Below are 15,263 nucleotides of genomic sequence, written 5' to 3' on the forward strand. Positions count from 1 at the left end.
TCGGTCACACCCGCATCGGCATCAGCACATACAGCGCCGAGGCGCCCTCGCGGTCCTGGATCAGGGTCGGCGAGCCGGGATCGGCGAGCTTGAACAGGGCGGTGTCGCCCTCGAGCTGGCCGGTGATGTCGAGAAGGTAGCGGGCGTTGAAGCCGATATCGAGGGCGGAGGCGTCGTAATCGACGTCGAGTTCTTCCGTGGCGCTGCCGGAATCCGGATTGTTGACGGAGAGGGCGAGGCGGCCCTCCTGCACGGCGAGCTTCACGGCGCGCCCGCGCTCGGACGAGATCGTGGAGACGCGGTCGACGGCGCGGGCGAACTCGTCGCGCTGTACGGTGAGGAACTTGTCGTTCCCCGTCGGGATCACCCGCTGGTAATCGGGGAAGGTCCCGTCGATGAGCTTGGAGATCAGGGTCACGCCGCTGGCGAAGCGGAAGCGGATCTTGGCGGACGACAGATCGATCTCGACGATCTCGCCACCGTCTTCCACCAGCTTCTGGATCTCGGCCACGGCCTTGCGCGGCACGATGATGCCCGGCATGCCCCGGCTGCCTTCGGGGGCGTCGATCTCGACCCTGGCGAGGCGATGGCCGTCGGTGGCGACAGCCCGCATCTTCAACGCCCCGTCGACGTCGATCGTGTGGAGGTAGATGCCGTTGAGGTAATAGCGCGTCTCCTCGGTGGAGATCGCGAACTGCGTCTTGTCGATGAGGCGCTTGAGGTCGCTCGCGGCGATGGCGAAGCGGGTGCCGAGTTCGCCGGCGGCGAGATCGGGAAAGTCTCCCTCGGGCAGGGCGCCGAGGGAGAAGCGCGAGCGGCCCGAACGGATCGTCATCTGGCCGGTCTCGCCGCTGGTCTCGAGCGAGACCTGCGCGCCGTCGGGGAGCTTGCGCACGATGTCGTAGATCACGTGCGCCGGCACCGTGGTGGCGCCCGGATCGACGATGTCGGCCGGCACGGATTCCGTCACCTCGATGTCGAGGTCGGTCGCCTTCAGCTCCAATCCGCCGGCCCCGCTGCGCAGGAGCACGTTGGAGAGGATCGGGATCGTGTTGCGACGCTCCACCACGCGATGCACGTGGCCGAGCGATCGAAGGAGAGCCGCGCGCTCGACAGTGACTTTCATCGCAACAACTCGTGGTCATTCGGAAAAACGTCGCCGACCCCGACATGAAAACGGGTCGAGCCGGCGGCTTGGCCGGTGAACTTGGCGAAGGGCCTGTCCGAACGCAAGTGCGAGGGACGCTCTATCCAGGGCAATGCGGGACGAGTATCGCCCGCATCGCCCCGTTCACGGCGATCAGTCCTGCAGCATCCGCTTCAGGAGCTCGACCTCGTCGTTCAGCACGTTGTCCTCGCCGATCAGCTTGTCGATCTTGCGGACCGCGTGGAGCACGGTGGTGTGGTCGCGGCCACCGAAGCGGCGGCCGATCTCGGGCAGCGAGCGCAGGGTCAGCACCTTCGAGAGGTACATGGCGATCTGACGCGGCTTGACCACGGCTGCGGTGCGCCGCTCGGACAGGATGTCGGAGCGCGAGACGTTGTAGCGCGAAGCCACCAGTTTCTGGATGTCCTCGATCTTGATGCGCTTCGGCTCGCGGTTCTTCACGAGGTCGCGGATCGCGGTCTCGGCCGTCTCCATGGTCACGGCGGTGCCGGTGAGCGTGGCATGGGCGAGGAGCCGGTTCACGGCGCCTTCGAGATCGCGGCCATTGGCGGTGATGGCGCGCGCGACGTAAGTGGCGACGGTGGGCGACACCTCGAAATTCGGATGCGCCACCCGCACCGCGGCAAGGCGAGCCGAGAGGATCGACATGCGCAACTGCTCGTCCAGCGTGCCGATCTCGACCACGAGGCCGCCGGCGAGACGCGAGCGCACCCGCTCTTCCAGGGCTTCGAGTTCGGTGGGCGGACGATCCGAGGCGACGATGACCTGACGGCCCGCATCGATCAGCGAGTTGATGGTGTGGCCGAACTCGGCCTGGATCGACTTGCCCTGGATGAACTGGACGTCGTCGAGGATGAGGAGATCGATGGCGCGCAGCTTCTCCTTGAAGGCGAGCGCGCTCTGGGTCTTCAGGGCATTGACGAAGCCGTACATGAAGCGATCGGCGGTCAGGTAGATCACCCGGCGACCGGCTTCGCGCGCGGCATGGCCGATGCCGTGGAGGAGGTGGGTCTTGCCCAGGCCGACGCCGGCATGGACGTAGAGCGGGTTGTAGAGCGCGCCCTGACCGTCATGGCGCGACACCCGTTCCGCCGCCGCATGGGCCAGGGCGTTGGAGCGGCCGACGACGAAGCTCGCGAAGGTGAGGCGATTGTCGAGGGGGGCGCCGTTGAGGTCGCCGGCGGCCTCGCCGCGTGCCTGCGCGGCCGAATTGGTCTCGGCCGGGAAGCTCATCTCACCGGTCGAGAGGTGGGAGGTGCCGGTGGCCTGGAGACGGGCGAGGGGGCTTGCCGGAGCGGAGGACTTGACCGCGCTCGGTGCGGTACGGTTGGGCGCACCGGCTCCGCGCACGCCGACTTCGATGAGAGACACGCTCTCCACTTCGCTGCGGAAGGTGGCGAGGACGCGGTCGAGATAATGCGACTCGATCCAGCTCTTCAGGAATCGGGTCGGCACGCTGAGGCGCGCGGTCCCGGAGACCACCTCCACCAGTTCGAGCCGCGCGAACCAGCTGGCGAAGACGTCTTCACCCAATTCCGCACGCAGGCGCCGCTTCACGCGGGCCCAGGCCGCGACCGTGTCCGCCCCACCTGTGCCACCCATGCCGGTCTCGGCGTTACCCGCCACGCTACCGTCGACATGCATCATTGCTCTCCTCGCGCCGAGAGCGGAAACCGCCGCACGGAGCGTACGCACACTTGACTGACATCACGCCCCGCAAAGAATTCGCGAGACCCACAACCATCCGGTGGAGTCAATCCCTCCACCGCAGGCTTTTGCCGATGAGAAGACCCTATCAACAATAAGCTACGGTTCTCCTAACAACGGGAGTTGTGGGGATAGATGCCGAAGACGGTGCGGGGATCTCTCGCGGACGTGTGGAGTCGAGCCACGCCCGACATCTTGCGAACGATTCGGGAAGGTTTGAATGAAGTGTGAATTTTCCCGCTTTTGGCGAGAGATCATTAATCTACACAGCCCTCCTAGACTCCGCAACACGGCAGATTCGCGGGTAGGGTTAACGCTTCGACTCGCATTCGAGTGAAAATGGACCGCGCCATCTCTCGGGATAGTCGCCGCGCGTCTCGGGACGTTCGGTCCGCCGACGGGGCGCCGATCGCGGCCGAGGCGCCTGCGCTTCGGCGACCGACCCTAAAACGAAAGAAGCCCGGCACTGAGGCCGGGCTTCTTTCGCGTCATCCGAGGAAGGGATGGATCAGGCGGCGAGGGCCTTGACCCGCGCAGCGAGGCGCGAAACCTTCCGGGAGGCGTTGTTCTTGTGAACGATGCCGTGCTGTGCCGCCCGCATGATCTCGGGCTCGGCTGCCCGCAGGGCGGTCAGCGCAACGGTCTGGTCGCCGCCGGCAATCGCCTCTTCGACCTTGCGGAGGAAGGTGCGCATACGGCTGCGGCGCGAGCGGTTCACAGCGGTCCGCTTCGCGATCTTGCGGGTCATTTTCTTGGCCGACACGGTGTTGGCCATGGGGCATCCTCATTCATGTGAGGCGATGCCGACGAGCCCGCAGGCTTGAAGTGTCGGTCGTCGCGCGAAGGTTGTTCGGGCAATGGCGAAGCCGACGGGCTGCGTGAGCGCGGCCTGTCGGCGAAGCGCGCTCTATAGACACGCACCGGCATTCCGTCAACGCGATCGCAGCGGATGTATCGTGCCGCCGAAGCAGCAAAGCCTTGCAGCATGTCGTCGTCGGCAGCTTTGGGATGACCTTGGTGATGCGGCGCCACATCATCGTTTGAAGTCGATGCCTGGGACGAGGACAGATTATCCGCCGGTCTTCATGATAAAGCCCGGTCTTCGTTGTAGGTCGAAGCCGTCGCTGCGCGTCGCGCGGAGATCCGGGTTTTGCGGCAGGCGGCAGCGAGGCGGCGTTTGACCCGGACCGGGCATCCGACGAAGTGTTCCGTGACGATTCGCAGCCGAAGACGGGTACATGACCTCAGAGATCACGCTCTTCCACTCGCCCAACACCCGTTCCTCCGGCGTCCGTTTCCTGCTGGAAGAACTCCAGGCGCCCCATCGCCTCCACGTCCTCAACATGAAGGCGGGCGAGCAACGCGAGGCCGCCTATCTAGCGGTCAACCCGCTGGGCAAGGTTCCCGCCATCCGGCACGGCGATGCGGTCATCACCGAGCAGCCGGCCATCTACCTCTATCTGGCGGACGAATTCGCCGAGAAGGGCCTGGCGCCTCCGATCGGCGATCCGCTGCGCGGTCCTTACCTGCGCTGGATGGTGACCTATGGCTCGTGTTTCGAGCCCGCGGTGATCGACCGTGCCCTCGAGCGCGAACCCGGCCCCATGGCGATGTCGCCCTATGGCAGTTTCGACGGCGTTCTCGACAGCCTCGTCGAGACCCTGTCGCGGGGACCGTATCTTCTCGGCGACCGGTTCAGCGCCGCCGACATCCTGTGGGGCACGGCGCTCGGCTGGATGACCGCGTTCAAGATCGTGCCGGAAGAGCCGGTGATCGTGGCCTATGTCGCCCGAATCAAGGGGAGGCCCGCATTCGGAAAGATCGATGCGGAAGAAGCCGCCCTCGCGGCCCGGCATGAGGCCCTGACGCGGGAGCCGGGCTGATTCAGCCGGCGCACTGACGTCGACCGACGATCCAGCGTCACATCTCTGTTCGAGCGAGGAGCGACCACATGCGGATGATTTTCGTCAATTTGCCCGTGAAGGATCTGGAGGCTTCCAAGAGCTTCTTCGATGCGCTGGGCTTCGCCTTCAATCCGGCCTTCACCGACGAGAATGCGGCCTGCATGGTCGTGTCGGAGAGCATCTTCGTCATGCTGCTCGTCGAGGCCCGCTTCCGCGACTTCATCAAGGGCGAGATCAGCGATGCGAGGAAGGCCACCGAAGTCCTGACCTGCCTCTCATGCGAGTCCCGCGATGAGGTCGACGAAACCCTGGCCAAGGCCCTCGCGGCCGGCGCCACGCCGTGGAAGCCGAACATGGATTACGGCTTCATGTACGGATGCTCGTTCCAGGACCTCGACGGCCATGTCTGGGAACTGATGTACATGGATCCGGCAGCGATCCCGCCGCATTCCTGATCTGTTCGGCGCGCGAACGGATTCTCGCCGGGTTCAGCCCGGCGGGATCGTCGTGTCGGTCGAGCGCGAGAACAGATTCGAGGGAAGCGAGGAGGGGGCGAAGGCCGCCACCAGATGCATGCCGATGACGGGCGCGAAGACCAGCGACATCATCACGAGAAGGATCAGCGCGACGCTGTTGTCCCGTGACGACGGGGCGGCGCGCGAGCGGGCACGGCGGAAAGCAAGGGTCTGGAAGGTCATGGGCTCACCTCGTTCGACCGGCCGTCAAAGGCCGATCGTGGGGAGCCCGATCAAACGATCAGGAGCTCGACACGCTGGCGGCCAGAATCGGCGCGGTCCATCGACTACTGTCGCTGGGCATTGGGTTCGAAAGTTCCTATGGAGCCGAAGCGCCGGGCAGGTGCACGGCGGAGACGGTTGCGCCGACATGATGCGGTGCAAAGGGTTCGTCAAGTCTTAACGTCGGATCGGCGGGATCGATCCGCCTCATGGTGCGAGGCGGGCGGCAAAACGCTCGATCAGGCGCCGTCCGACCTCGTCCTTGTCGAGGGTGGGCCATGTCTCCAGGCCGCCATTCCGGTCGAGCAGGTGGACCGTATTGGCGGTGCCGCCCATGACGCCGCCCTCGGCCGAGACGTCGTTGGCGACGAGGAGATCGCAGCCCTTGCGGGCGATCTTCTCGCGGGCATGGGCGATCACCGAATCGGTCTCGGCGGCAAAGCCCACGACGAGGGTCGGGCGTCCGTCCGTCCGCTTCGCGATGGTGGCGAGGATGTCCGGATTCTCGACCAGGGTGAGCGGCGGGACGGCCGCACCGTCCTTCTTGATCTTGGAATCGCGCGTCTCGACCGGGCGCCAGTCGCCCACCGCTGCGGCGAAGATGGCGATGTCGGCGGGGAGGGCGCCCTCGACGGCGGCCTGCATCTCCCGCGCCGTCTCCACCCGCACGACGGTGACGCCCTCCGGGTCGGGAATCGCCACCGGACCGGAGATCAGCGTGACCGCCGCCCCCGCCTCGGCCGCGGCGGCGGCGATGGCATGGCCCTGTCGGCCGGACGAGCGGTTGGCGAGATAGCGCACCGGATCGATCGGCTCATGCGTCGGCCCGGAGGTGACGAGGACGCGCCGTCCGGCGAGCGGCTTTCGCGATGAGCGCCCGGCGAGGAAGCCGAAACCTCCGCCAGCGGACGCCTCTCCGGCATTGGCCGTTCCGAGCAGGGTTTCGACCGCATCGGCGATCTCGAGCGGTTCGGCGAGCCGGCCCGGCCCGAACTCGGCCTCGGCCATGGCGCCCTCGTTGGGGCCGACCACGTGGACCCCGTCCGCTCTCAACGTCGCGAGGTTCCGCCGCGTCGCCGGATGCTGCCACATCCGCACATTCATGGCCGGGGCGATGAGGATCGGCAGGGTCGTCGCCAGCAGAACCGTCGAGGCGAGATCGGAAGCATCGCCGCTCGCCATCCGCGCCATCAGGTTGGCGGTGGCCGGGGCGACCACGATGGCGTCGGCGTCGCGCGCGAGCTTGATATGGCCGATATCGGCCTCTTCCGCCCGGTCGAACAGGTCGGTATGGGCCCGCTCCCCCGCGAGCGCTGCGGCGGCGAGCGGCGTCACGAATTCCTGCGCTCCTGCCGTGAGCAGAGGCCGCACCCGCGCCCCGCGCTCGCGCAGGCGCCGGATCAGGTCGAGCGACTTGTAGGCGGCGATGCCGCCGCCGATGATCAGCAGGATGCGTCGGTTCTGAAGGGGCAGGGTCATGACGGATGGCTACTCCCGCTCAGTGTCGTCGTCCATCGACGCGAGGCCCGACCCACGCCCTCCAACACGGATTCGCGCTAGCGGAACGCCATCGCCAGCGCTCCCACCGCGATGGCCCAGAGCGCCGCCGTCGACCACAAGGCGCGGCGGCGCTCCTTGCGGGCGATGCTCTCCAGGGCCTTACGGTCGCCGGTTCCGGTCTCGTCGAGGCGCACCAGGATCCGGCGCAGGCGCTGGGCGATGTCCGGCAGGTCGGTGACCACGTCCGTCAGCGTCAGGGCCGCGCGGCCGGCGCCTTCGAGCCGCCCGATCGGTCCGAGATTGCGGGCGATCCACGAGCGGACCACCGGCTCCGCCCCGGTCCACATGTCGAGCTGCGGGTCGAGGGAGCGGGCGACTCCTTCCACCACCACCATGGTCTTCTGCAGCATCACGAGTTCGGTCCGCGTGCTCATGTCGAAAAGGGCGGTGATGTCGAACAGCAGGGTCAGCACCTTGGCCATCGAGATCTCGTCGGCCTTGCGCTGATGGATCGGCTCGCCGATGGCGCGGATGGCTTGCGCGAAATCCTCCACCGAATGGTGCGCCGGCACGTAGCCCGCCTCGAAATGCACCTGCGCCACCCGCTTGTAGTCGCGCAGGATGAAGCCGAGCAGGATCTCCGCGAGGAAGCGGCGCTCCATGATGCCGAGCCGGCCCATGATGCCGAAATCCACCGCCACGAGCGTGCCGCTCGCATCCACGAACAGGTTTCCGGGATGCATGTCGGCATGGAAGAAGCCGTCGCGAATCGCCTGCCGCAGGAACGACTGGATCACGGCGAGGCCGAGCGCCTTGGCGTCGTGCCCGGAGGCGACGATGGCGGCCCGGTCGTTGAGCCGTATGCCCTCGATCCACTCGCTCGACAGCACGTCGCGGGCGGTCAGCTCCCATTCGGGCCTGGGCACGCGGAAATCGGCATCGTCCTTGGTGTTCTCGGCGAGTTCGGACATGGCCGCGGCTTCGAGCCGGAAATCCATCTCCATCATCACCGAGCGGGCGAGGATTTCGACGACGTCGCGGGGGCGCAGGCGCTCGGCCTTCGGCGACAGGGTGTGGACCACGCGGGCCATGAACCGCATGACCTGAAGATCGCGCTGGAAGCGCTCGCGCACGCCCGGCCGCATGATCTTGACCGCCAGCACCCGCTCGGTGCCATTCGCATCGAGGATATGGGCCTTGTGGACCTGCGCGATGGAGGCGGCGGCGACCGGCTCGCTGAAGGACAGGAACAGCTCGCGCACCGGCCGTCCGAACGCGGCCTCCACCACGCGGACCGCCTGATCCTGCGGGAAGGGCGGCACCCGGTCCTGCAGCTTCTCGAGATCGAGGGCCGCGTTCATGCCGACGATGTCGGGCCGCGTCGCCAGGAACTGGCCGAACTTGACGTAGGACGGTCCGAGCCGGGTGAGCGCGCGCTGGAGCGGCCCCGCGCCGTCCCCGAGGCCCGGACGCTCCAGCAGGCGCCCGACCTTCAGGGCGAAACGCAGGTGCGGCGGCAATTCGGTGGGATCGATGAAGGACAGGCCGCCTTCGCGCGCGAGTACGAACCCGACACCCGCCCCGCGGATGAGGTAGACGATGGCGCCTAGCATCGCGCGCTTTCGACCCGAGCGTTCACGACGGGACGCGGCGTCGCTCGACCCGCGCCCCTCGTCCCGAGACGGCTCGGCACGATGGTGAGGCGACCGTTGGACGGATCCGGCCTCACGAGATCTTCCAGCCGGAATGGATCGCGACGATGCCGCCGGACAGGGGCCGATGGCTGACGTGCCTGAAGCCGGCTTCCTCGATCATGCCGGCGAAGCGCCCCGGCGTCGGGAACTTGCGGATGGATTCCACGAGGTAGCGATAGGAATCCGCGTCGCCGGCCACGCTGGCGCCGAGGCGCGGAATGACGTGGAACGAATAGGCGTCGTAGATCCGGTCGAGGACCGGCAGATCGACTTTCGAGAATTCGAGGCAGAGGAAGCGCCCGCCCGGCTTCAGCACGCGGCGCGCCTCCGCGAGGGCGAGGTCGATCCTCGGGACGTTCCGGATGCCGAAGGCGATGGTGTAGGCGTCGAACGTCTCGGGCGGCAGCGGCAGCGCCTCGGCATTCGCCGTCACGAACTCGATCCGCCCGTCATAGCGGTGCCCGGCCCGCTCGGCGCCGACGCGCAGCATCGCCTCGTTGATGTCGAGGACGGTGACGTTGGTCTCGGGTCCGCCGGCCTCCAGCGAGCGGAAGGCGATGTCGGCGGTGCCGCCGGCCACGTCGAGATGGTGGAACGGCCGGTTGCGCGGCGGCCGCAGCATCGAGATGAGATGCGACTTCCAGGCGCGGTGGAGCCCGCCCGACATCAGGTCGTTCATCAGGTCGTAGCGCTTGGCCACGGAGCGGAAGACGTCGTCGACGCGGGCCTGCTTCTCGCCGAGCGCCACCTGCTCGAACCCGAAATGCGTGCTCGTCTCGTTTCCTGATCGCTCGGCCGAACTCATGTCACCATCCTCTTGCGGGAGCGTCATAGCGAAAGCCGGCCGGGATCGCCATGTGCCGGGTTCGACAGGCGTGTAACGATCGACAGCGGATGCCGATCGCCGCCGCGGACCGTCGCCCCCCTTATCCCAGCCTCGCGACCCATTCATGCCCGAACTGCCCGAAGTCGAAACCGTCCGCCGCGGGCTCGCGCCCGCCATGGTCGGCGCGAGATTTTCCCGCGTCACCCTGCGCCGGCCGAATCTGCGGTTTGCCTTCCCCGAGGGTTTCGCCGGGCGGCTCGAAGGCGCCACGGTCGTCGATCTGGCGCGGCGGGCGAAATATCTCACCGCCAGCCTCGATACCGGCGAGACGCTGATCCTGCATCTCGGCATGAGCGGGCGTTTCGACGTGGCGCTGCCCGACGGACGCAACGTCTCGCCGGGTGATTTCTATCTCGAAGGGGCGCTCGGCAACGCCAAGCACGACCATGTGGTGATGGCGATGTCGAACGGCGCGACCGTGACCTACAACGACGCGCGCCGCTTCGGCTTCATGGACATCGTCCCCACGCAAGGCCTCGCCGGCTGCCGGCATTTCGCCGCGATGGGGATCGAGCCGCTCAGCGACGCCATGACGCCGGAGACCCTGGCGCTGCTGTTCCGGCACAAGATCACGCCGCTGAAAGCCGCGCTCCTCGACCAGCGGCTCATCGCCGGGCTCGGCAACATCTATGTCTGCGAGGCGCTTCACCGCGCCGGGCTGCATCCCGAACTGCCGGCGGGAATCCTAGCCAAGGACGACGGCAGGCCGACGCCGAAGGCCCGGCTGCTGGCACGCATGATCCGCGACGTCCTGAACGAGGCCGTCGCCGCCGGCGGTTCCACTTTACGCGACTACGCCCATACCGATGGCGGGTCGGGCTCGTTCCAGCACGCGTTCCGGGTCTACGACCGCACCGGCGAGCCCTGCACCAAGGCAGGCTGCGGCGGCACGATCGCGCGGATCGTGCAATCCGGCCGCTCGACCTTCTACTGCGCGACATGTCAGCCTGCGAGGCCCGGCGCTCTCCTATCCCGCCGGGCCTGAAAACCGCCTACCAGCCGCGACGCTCCTCCGGCTCGGGCTTGCGGCCGTGCGGCGTCAGCCCGTCGATCACGCCCGGGAGTGCCTGGGCGAGTTGCGACAGCAGATCGTCGCGCGACAGGCCGGTGCGGCTCTGCAGCGTTTTCACCGTGTCCGACCCGAGGGCATCGGCGAGCCGGTTCGGCTCCACCGGCTGGTTCTGGCCATGCCCGATCCAGGAGCCGATCGCGTCGCCGAGGCCGCCGCGCTGGAACCGGTCGATCAGCCCATCGAGCCCGCCGAGATCGTCGCCCTGCTCGTGGTCGAGACGGCTGTAAGACCCGGCGCCGGACGGATGGCCCTCGTCGCGCGCGCCCTGGCCGCCGCCGGGTCCGTCGAGCATCCCCGACAGATCGCTGAAATCGCCATCCGGCGACGAACCCCGCGACCGCTCGTCGGAATCGTCGCGCGGGCCGCGCCCCTGGTTGAAGCCGCCCCGATCCTCGTCCTCGCCGTAAGGGTCCGGCGGTCCACGCCGTCCGTGGTCCGCGCTGTCCTGATCCCTGTCGGACGGGGCACCTCGGCCGCCACCGCCGAGGATGTCGCCGAGGCCGCCGGCGCCCTTCTGAAGCAGCAGCATCAGCAAGGCCTGGACGATGGGCGAGAGCGAGCCGCCCAATCCTCCACCCATGCCTCCACCCATGCCTCCACCCATGCCTCCACCCATGCCTCCACCCATGCCTCCGCCGCCTCCGGCACCACCGCCGCCCTGCGGATGGTCGTTACCCCGGCCGCCGCCGAGGACATTGCCGAGCACTCCGCCGATGACCTGATCGAGCAATCCCATGATCGTCCCTCCCTGAACGGCGTGCCGGCTGGCGCGCGTGTATTATTCCCTACGCCCACCCGTCCCGGCGCGGTCGCGCTGCGGCAGGTGGTCGAGCGGATTGGTGCGGCTGGTCTTGCCGCCGACATCGTCTTCGGTGACCGCAGTCGTGGGGCGTATCGCGCTCGGGGGCTTCACCTCCCCGATCGGCCGCGAGCCCGCGGCCTCGCCGGAGCGGGTCTCCGACGGAACTTCCGCGGCGGTCGGCTGGTCGCGGCGGTCTGAAATCGCCTGGGCGGGCGCGGTCTGCGCCGCGACGATACCGAAGGCGAGGAGCAGTCCGGTTCGGATCACGGTTTCCTTGCGCATGAGGAGCTCCGTCGGTTCGAGATGCCGAGGCGACCGATCGCGGTCGCCGTCATGTGCCTCACCAAGCCCGGGGCCGCGAGGGGGTTCCGGCGCGAAGCCTGGTTTCAGCCACGCTTGCGCCCGCCGCCGCCCTTGTATTTCGGCTTCTGTCCGCCGAGCCCCTGCGTCGAGCGGGCCTTGGGACGTTCCGCCCAGAGCGGCGCCTCGCCGCCCATCGGCAATTCGCGGTCTGTGCCCGGACCCATATTGTCGAGGCTCGGCTTCGAGATGCGGCTCCGCTTGGCGCCGTACTTCCCCGCATCGCGCTCGACATCGCCCTGCCGTGCCATCGGGTCGTCCGAGAGGAGGAGCTCCGTCGCCTGGAGGCGCTTGAGCTCGTCGCGGAGGCGCGCCGCTTCCTCGAAGTCGAGATCGGCGGCGGCCGTGCGCATGCGCTTCTCGAGGTCGGCCATGACGGCCTTGAAGTTGTGGCCGATGGTGGCGACGTCCTTGGCGAGACCGGTATCGACCTGGACGTGGTCGCCCTCGAAGACGCTGCTCAGGATGTCGGAGATGCCGCGCTTGACGCTCTGCGGGGTGATCCCGTGCTCCTCGTTATAGGCGAGCTGCTTCAGGCGACGGCGCTCGGTCTCCGCCATGGCCCGTTCCATCGAGCCGGTGATGTTGTCGGCGTAGAGGATGCAGCGCGCATCCGCGTTGCGGGCGGCGCGGCCGATGGTCTGGATCAGCGAAGTCTCCGAGCGCAGGAAGCCTTCCTTGTCGGCATCGAGAATGGCGACGAGGGCGCATTCCGGGATGTCGAGGCCCTCACGCAGCAGGTTGATGCCGATCAACACGTCGAAAGCGCCGAGCCTCAGGTCGCGGATGATCTCGATGCGCTCCAGCGTGTCGATATCTGAGTGCATGTAGCGGACGCGGACATTGTTCTCGTGCAGGTACTCGGTGAGATCCTCGGCCATGCGCTTGGTCAGCGTCGTCACCAAGGTGCGGTAACCGGCCTGGGCGACCTCGCGCACCTCACCCAGAAGATCGTCCACCTGCGAGCGGGCGGGGCGGATTTCGATCACCGGATCGACGAGGCCGGTGGGGCGGATGACCTGCTCGGCGAAGACGCCGCCGGTCTGCTCCATCTCCCACTTCGCCGGGGTCGCCGAGACATGGACCGATTGCGGCCGCATCGCATCCCATTCCTCGAACCTCAGCGGGCGGTTGTCGAGGCAGGAGGGCAGGCGGAAGCCGTACTCGGCCAGTGTCGCCTTGCGGCGGAAATCGCCCTTGTACATGCCGCCGATCTGCGGAACCGTGACGTGGCTTTCGTCGGTGAAGACGAGGGCGTTGTCGGGCAGGTATTCGAACAGGGTCGGCGGCGGCTCGCCGGGCTTGCGCCCGGTCAAGTAGCGCGAATAGTTCTCGATGCCGTTGCAGGCGCCGGTGGCCTCGATCATCTCGATGTCGAAGGTGCAGCGCTGTTCGATGCGCTGGGCCTCGATGAGCCGGCCCATCTTCGTCAGCTCGTCCACGCGCAACTTCAGCTCGGTCTTGATGCCCTTCACCGCCTGCTGGAGGGTAGGGCGCGGCGTGACGTAGTGCGAGTTGGCGTAGACCTTCACGAATTTGAGGTCGTTGATCTTCTTGCCGGTGAGCGGGTCGAATTCGGTGATCGTCTCGATTTCGTCGCCGAACAGGCCGATGCGCCAGCCGCGATCTTCCAAGTGGGCCGGCCAGAGCTCGATCACATCGCCGCGCACCCGGAACGTGCCGCGCGCGAAATCGGACTGGATGCGCTTGTACTGGAGAGCCACGAGATCGGCGACGAGCTGGTGCTGCTCGATGCGCTCGTTCAGCGACACCGTGAATGACATCGCCGTATAGGTCTCGACCGAGCCGATACCGTAGATGCACGAGACCGAGGCGACGATGATGACGTCGTCGCGCTCCAGCAGCGCGCGGGTCGCCGAGTGGCGCATCCGGTCGATCTGTTCGTTGATCGAGGATTCCTTCTCGATGAAGGTGTCCGAGCGCGGCACGTAGGCCTCGGGCTGGTAGTAATCGTAGTAGGAGACGAAATACTCCACCGCGTTGTCGGGGAAGAAGCTCTTGAATTCACCGTAGAGCTGCGCCGCCAGGGTCTTGTTCGGCGCCAGGATCAGGGCTGGGCGCTGCGTTGCCTCGATGATCTTGGCCATGGTGAAGGTCTTGCCGGAGCCGGTGACGCCGAGCAGCACCTGATCGCGCTCGGCCTTGTTCACGCCGTCCACGAGTTCGGCGATGGCGCGAGGCTGATCGCCCGCCGGCTCGAACTCGGATTTCAGGGTGAAGGCGAGGCCGCCCTCGGATTTCTTCGGTCGCTCGGGCCGGTGCGGCGACCAGGTCTTGCCGTCCCTGAACAGCGGGTTGCCCTCGGTGAGGAGCCGCGAGAGCGCGTCCACCGTGGCGGAGACGCCGTCGGTGGCGAGGGACGTGTCCTCCTCCTCCGCCACGGCTTCGGGCGCCGGACCGTCCTCCGGTGGCGTCAGCCCCAGCGCCTGGGCGAGGCGCGGATCGACATCGGCCGCGTCACCGAGGGTGAAGCCCGCCTGGGGCGCCTCTGCGAAACCGGCGGGAGACGACGCCGCCTTCTTCGGTCGACCCGCCTTTTTCGGCGGGGCCGGTGGCGCGGAATTCTCGACGACGGGCAGCCGGTTGCGGTTGAGCGCCGGGCTCAACAGGGCGGCCAGATGCTCGTCGAGCGGTTTCAGCTCGGGCTTCGACGCCTTCGCCGAGGAGACGCGGGGTTTGTTCGCAGGAGGCATGGGTGGAATATGGCCCCGCGGAACGAAAGGGGAAAGGGCGGCCCCCATCTTCCTGCAGCACCCGTCGTCTCGACGATCAGGAGGACCACCCATCATGACGATTCCGGCCAACCCGATCCACCCGCAGGCGCGGATCGGCCATGTCCATCTCAAGGTCGCCGATCTCGAACGGGCGCTGGCCTTCTATTGCGGCGTGCTCGGCTTCTCGTTGAAGGCGCGCTACGGAACCCAGGCCGCCTTCATCGCGGCCGGCGATTACCACCACCATATCGGGCTCAACACCTGGGAGAGCGAGGGCGGCCAGCCCCCGGCGCCCGGCACGACCGGCCTGTTTCACCTCGCCATCCTCTACCCGACGCGGGCGGCTCTCGCCGATGCCCTGCGGCGGCTGGACGAGGCCGGCATCGCTCTCGACGGCGCCAGCGACCACGGCGTCAGCGAGGCCCTGTATCTGCGCGACCCGGACATGAACGGCGTCGAGCTTTATCGGGACAGGCCGGAAGCGGAATGGCCGCGCGATGCGGAGGGCGGCATCGCCATGTTCACCCGACGCCTCGACCTCACCGACCTTCGTTCGGCCGTGGGCTGAATTTCGAGCGGCGGCAAACCGTTAGGTGGCAACCATCCGGTATGTTACCTGCTTGTAGAGACGGTGCCACCCTCGCTGAGGGTGGCTGAGGCGGACATCACGGCACCAGACCGTTGCCGCCTCGACGCCC

General features: G+C 67.5%; 14 protein-coding genes. 4 read left to right on the forward strand and 10 right to left on the reverse strand.

Annotation, left to right across the window (positions count from 1 at the left end):
* Positions 1–4: 4 nt before the first annotated feature.
* The 3 genes from dnaN to rpsT form a co-directional block, all read right to left on the reverse strand.
* A complete protein-coding gene (gene dnaN / locus A3OK_RS0121925) occupies positions 5–1,126 on the reverse strand; it encodes a DNA polymerase III subunit beta (protein ID WP_019907044.1) in 1,122 nt (373 codons plus the stop codon).
* A 174-nt stretch (positions 1,127–1,300) separates the two neighbouring features.
* A complete protein-coding gene (dnaA, locus tag A3OK_RS0121930) occupies positions 1,301–2,812 on the reverse strand; it encodes a chromosomal replication initiator protein DnaA (RefSeq protein ID WP_026597539.1) in 1,512 nt (503 codons plus the stop codon).
* A gap of 571 nt (positions 2,813–3,383) precedes the next feature.
* Positions 3,384–3,650 (reverse strand): 30S ribosomal protein S20, encoded by a 267-nt coding sequence (gene rpsT / locus A3OK_RS0121935; protein ID WP_019907046.1) that lies wholly within the window; start codon positions 3,648–3,650, stop codon positions 3,384–3,386.
* Between the two features lie 463 nt (positions 3,651–4,113).
* Between rpsT and A3OK_RS0121940 the strand changes: the two genes are divergently transcribed.
* Positions 4,114–4,758, forward strand: coding sequence for a glutathione S-transferase family protein (locus A3OK_RS0121940; RefSeq protein WP_019907047.1), 645 nt, complete (start codon positions 4,114–4,116; stop codon positions 4,756–4,758).
* Positions 4,759–4,826: 68 nt separating this feature from the next.
* Positions 4,827–5,234, forward strand: coding sequence for a VOC family protein (locus A3OK_RS0121945; RefSeq protein WP_019907048.1), 408 nt, complete (start codon positions 4,827–4,829; stop codon positions 5,232–5,234).
* 33 nt (positions 5,235–5,267) lie between these two features.
* Here the strand turns inward: A3OK_RS0121945 and A3OK_RS0121950 are convergent, their stop codons facing one another.
* The 4 genes from A3OK_RS0121950 to ubiE all read right to left on the reverse strand — a co-directional run bounded on the left by A3OK_RS0121950 (position 5,268) and on the right by ubiE (position 9,515).
* Positions 5,268–5,477: a hypothetical protein gene (locus tag A3OK_RS0121950; RefSeq protein WP_019907049.1), complete on the reverse strand. Its 210-nt coding sequence runs from the start codon at positions 5,475–5,477 to the stop codon at positions 5,268–5,270.
* Between the two features lie 246 nt (positions 5,478–5,723).
* The gene (locus A3OK_RS0121955; protein ID WP_019907050.1) at positions 5,724–6,995 is read right to left on the reverse strand and encodes a phosphopantothenoylcysteine decarboxylase; all 1,272 of its coding nucleotides are present in this window, start codon (positions 6,993–6,995) and stop codon (positions 5,724–5,726) included.
* 77 nt (positions 6,996–7,072) lie between these two features.
* Complete coding sequence (gene ubiB, locus A3OK_RS0121960) at positions 7,073–8,629, reverse strand: 2-polyprenylphenol 6-hydroxylase (RefSeq protein WP_019907051.1); 1,557 nt, start codon at positions 8,627–8,629, stop codon at positions 7,073–7,075.
* Between the two features lie 112 nt (positions 8,630–8,741).
* On the reverse strand, positions 8,742–9,515 hold the full coding sequence (ubiE, locus tag A3OK_RS0121965; protein ID WP_019907052.1) for a bifunctional demethylmenaquinone methyltransferase/2-methoxy-6-polyprenyl-1,4-benzoquinol methylase UbiE: 774 nt from the start codon (positions 9,513–9,515) through the stop codon (positions 8,742–8,744).
* 145 nt (positions 9,516–9,660) lie between these two features.
* On the opposite strand from ubiE, the gene mutM reads away from it, so the two are divergent.
* Positions 9,661–10,581, forward strand: a complete 921-nt coding sequence (mutM, locus tag A3OK_RS0121970; protein ID WP_019907053.1) for a bifunctional DNA-formamidopyrimidine glycosylase/DNA-(apurinic or apyrimidinic site) lyase — start codon at positions 9,661–9,663, stop codon at positions 10,579–10,581.
* A gap of 7 nt (positions 10,582–10,588) precedes the next feature.
* Here the strand turns inward: mutM and A3OK_RS0121975 are convergent, their stop codons facing one another.
* From A3OK_RS0121975 to uvrB, 3 genes are all read right to left on the reverse strand, one after another.
* Positions 10,589–11,404: a YidB family protein gene (locus A3OK_RS0121975; protein WP_019907054.1), complete on the reverse strand. Its 816-nt coding sequence runs from the start codon at positions 11,402–11,404 to the stop codon at positions 10,589–10,591.
* A gap of 42 nt (positions 11,405–11,446) precedes the next feature.
* On the reverse strand, positions 11,447–11,752 hold the full coding sequence (locus A3OK_RS0121980; protein ID WP_019907055.1) for a hypothetical protein: 306 nt from the start codon (positions 11,750–11,752) through the stop codon (positions 11,447–11,449).
* Positions 11,753–11,856: 104 nt separating this feature from the next.
* Positions 11,857–14,544 (reverse strand): excinuclease ABC subunit UvrB, encoded by a 2,688-nt coding sequence (gene uvrB / locus A3OK_RS0121985; protein WP_026597540.1) that lies wholly within the window; start codon positions 14,542–14,544, stop codon positions 11,857–11,859.
* A 94-nt stretch (positions 14,545–14,638) separates the two neighbouring features.
* Here uvrB and A3OK_RS0121990 point away from each other — a divergent pair, with 94 nt between their 5' ends.
* Entirely contained in the window at positions 14,639–15,133 is a 495-nt protein-coding gene (locus tag A3OK_RS0121990; protein WP_019907057.1) for a VOC family protein, read from the forward strand.
* Positions 15,134–15,263: the final 130 nt, after the last annotated feature.

It is taken from the genome of Methylobacterium sp. 77, assembly GCF_000372825.1.
Taxonomy (GTDB): domain Bacteria; phylum Pseudomonadota; class Alphaproteobacteria; order Rhizobiales; family Beijerinckiaceae; genus Methylobacterium.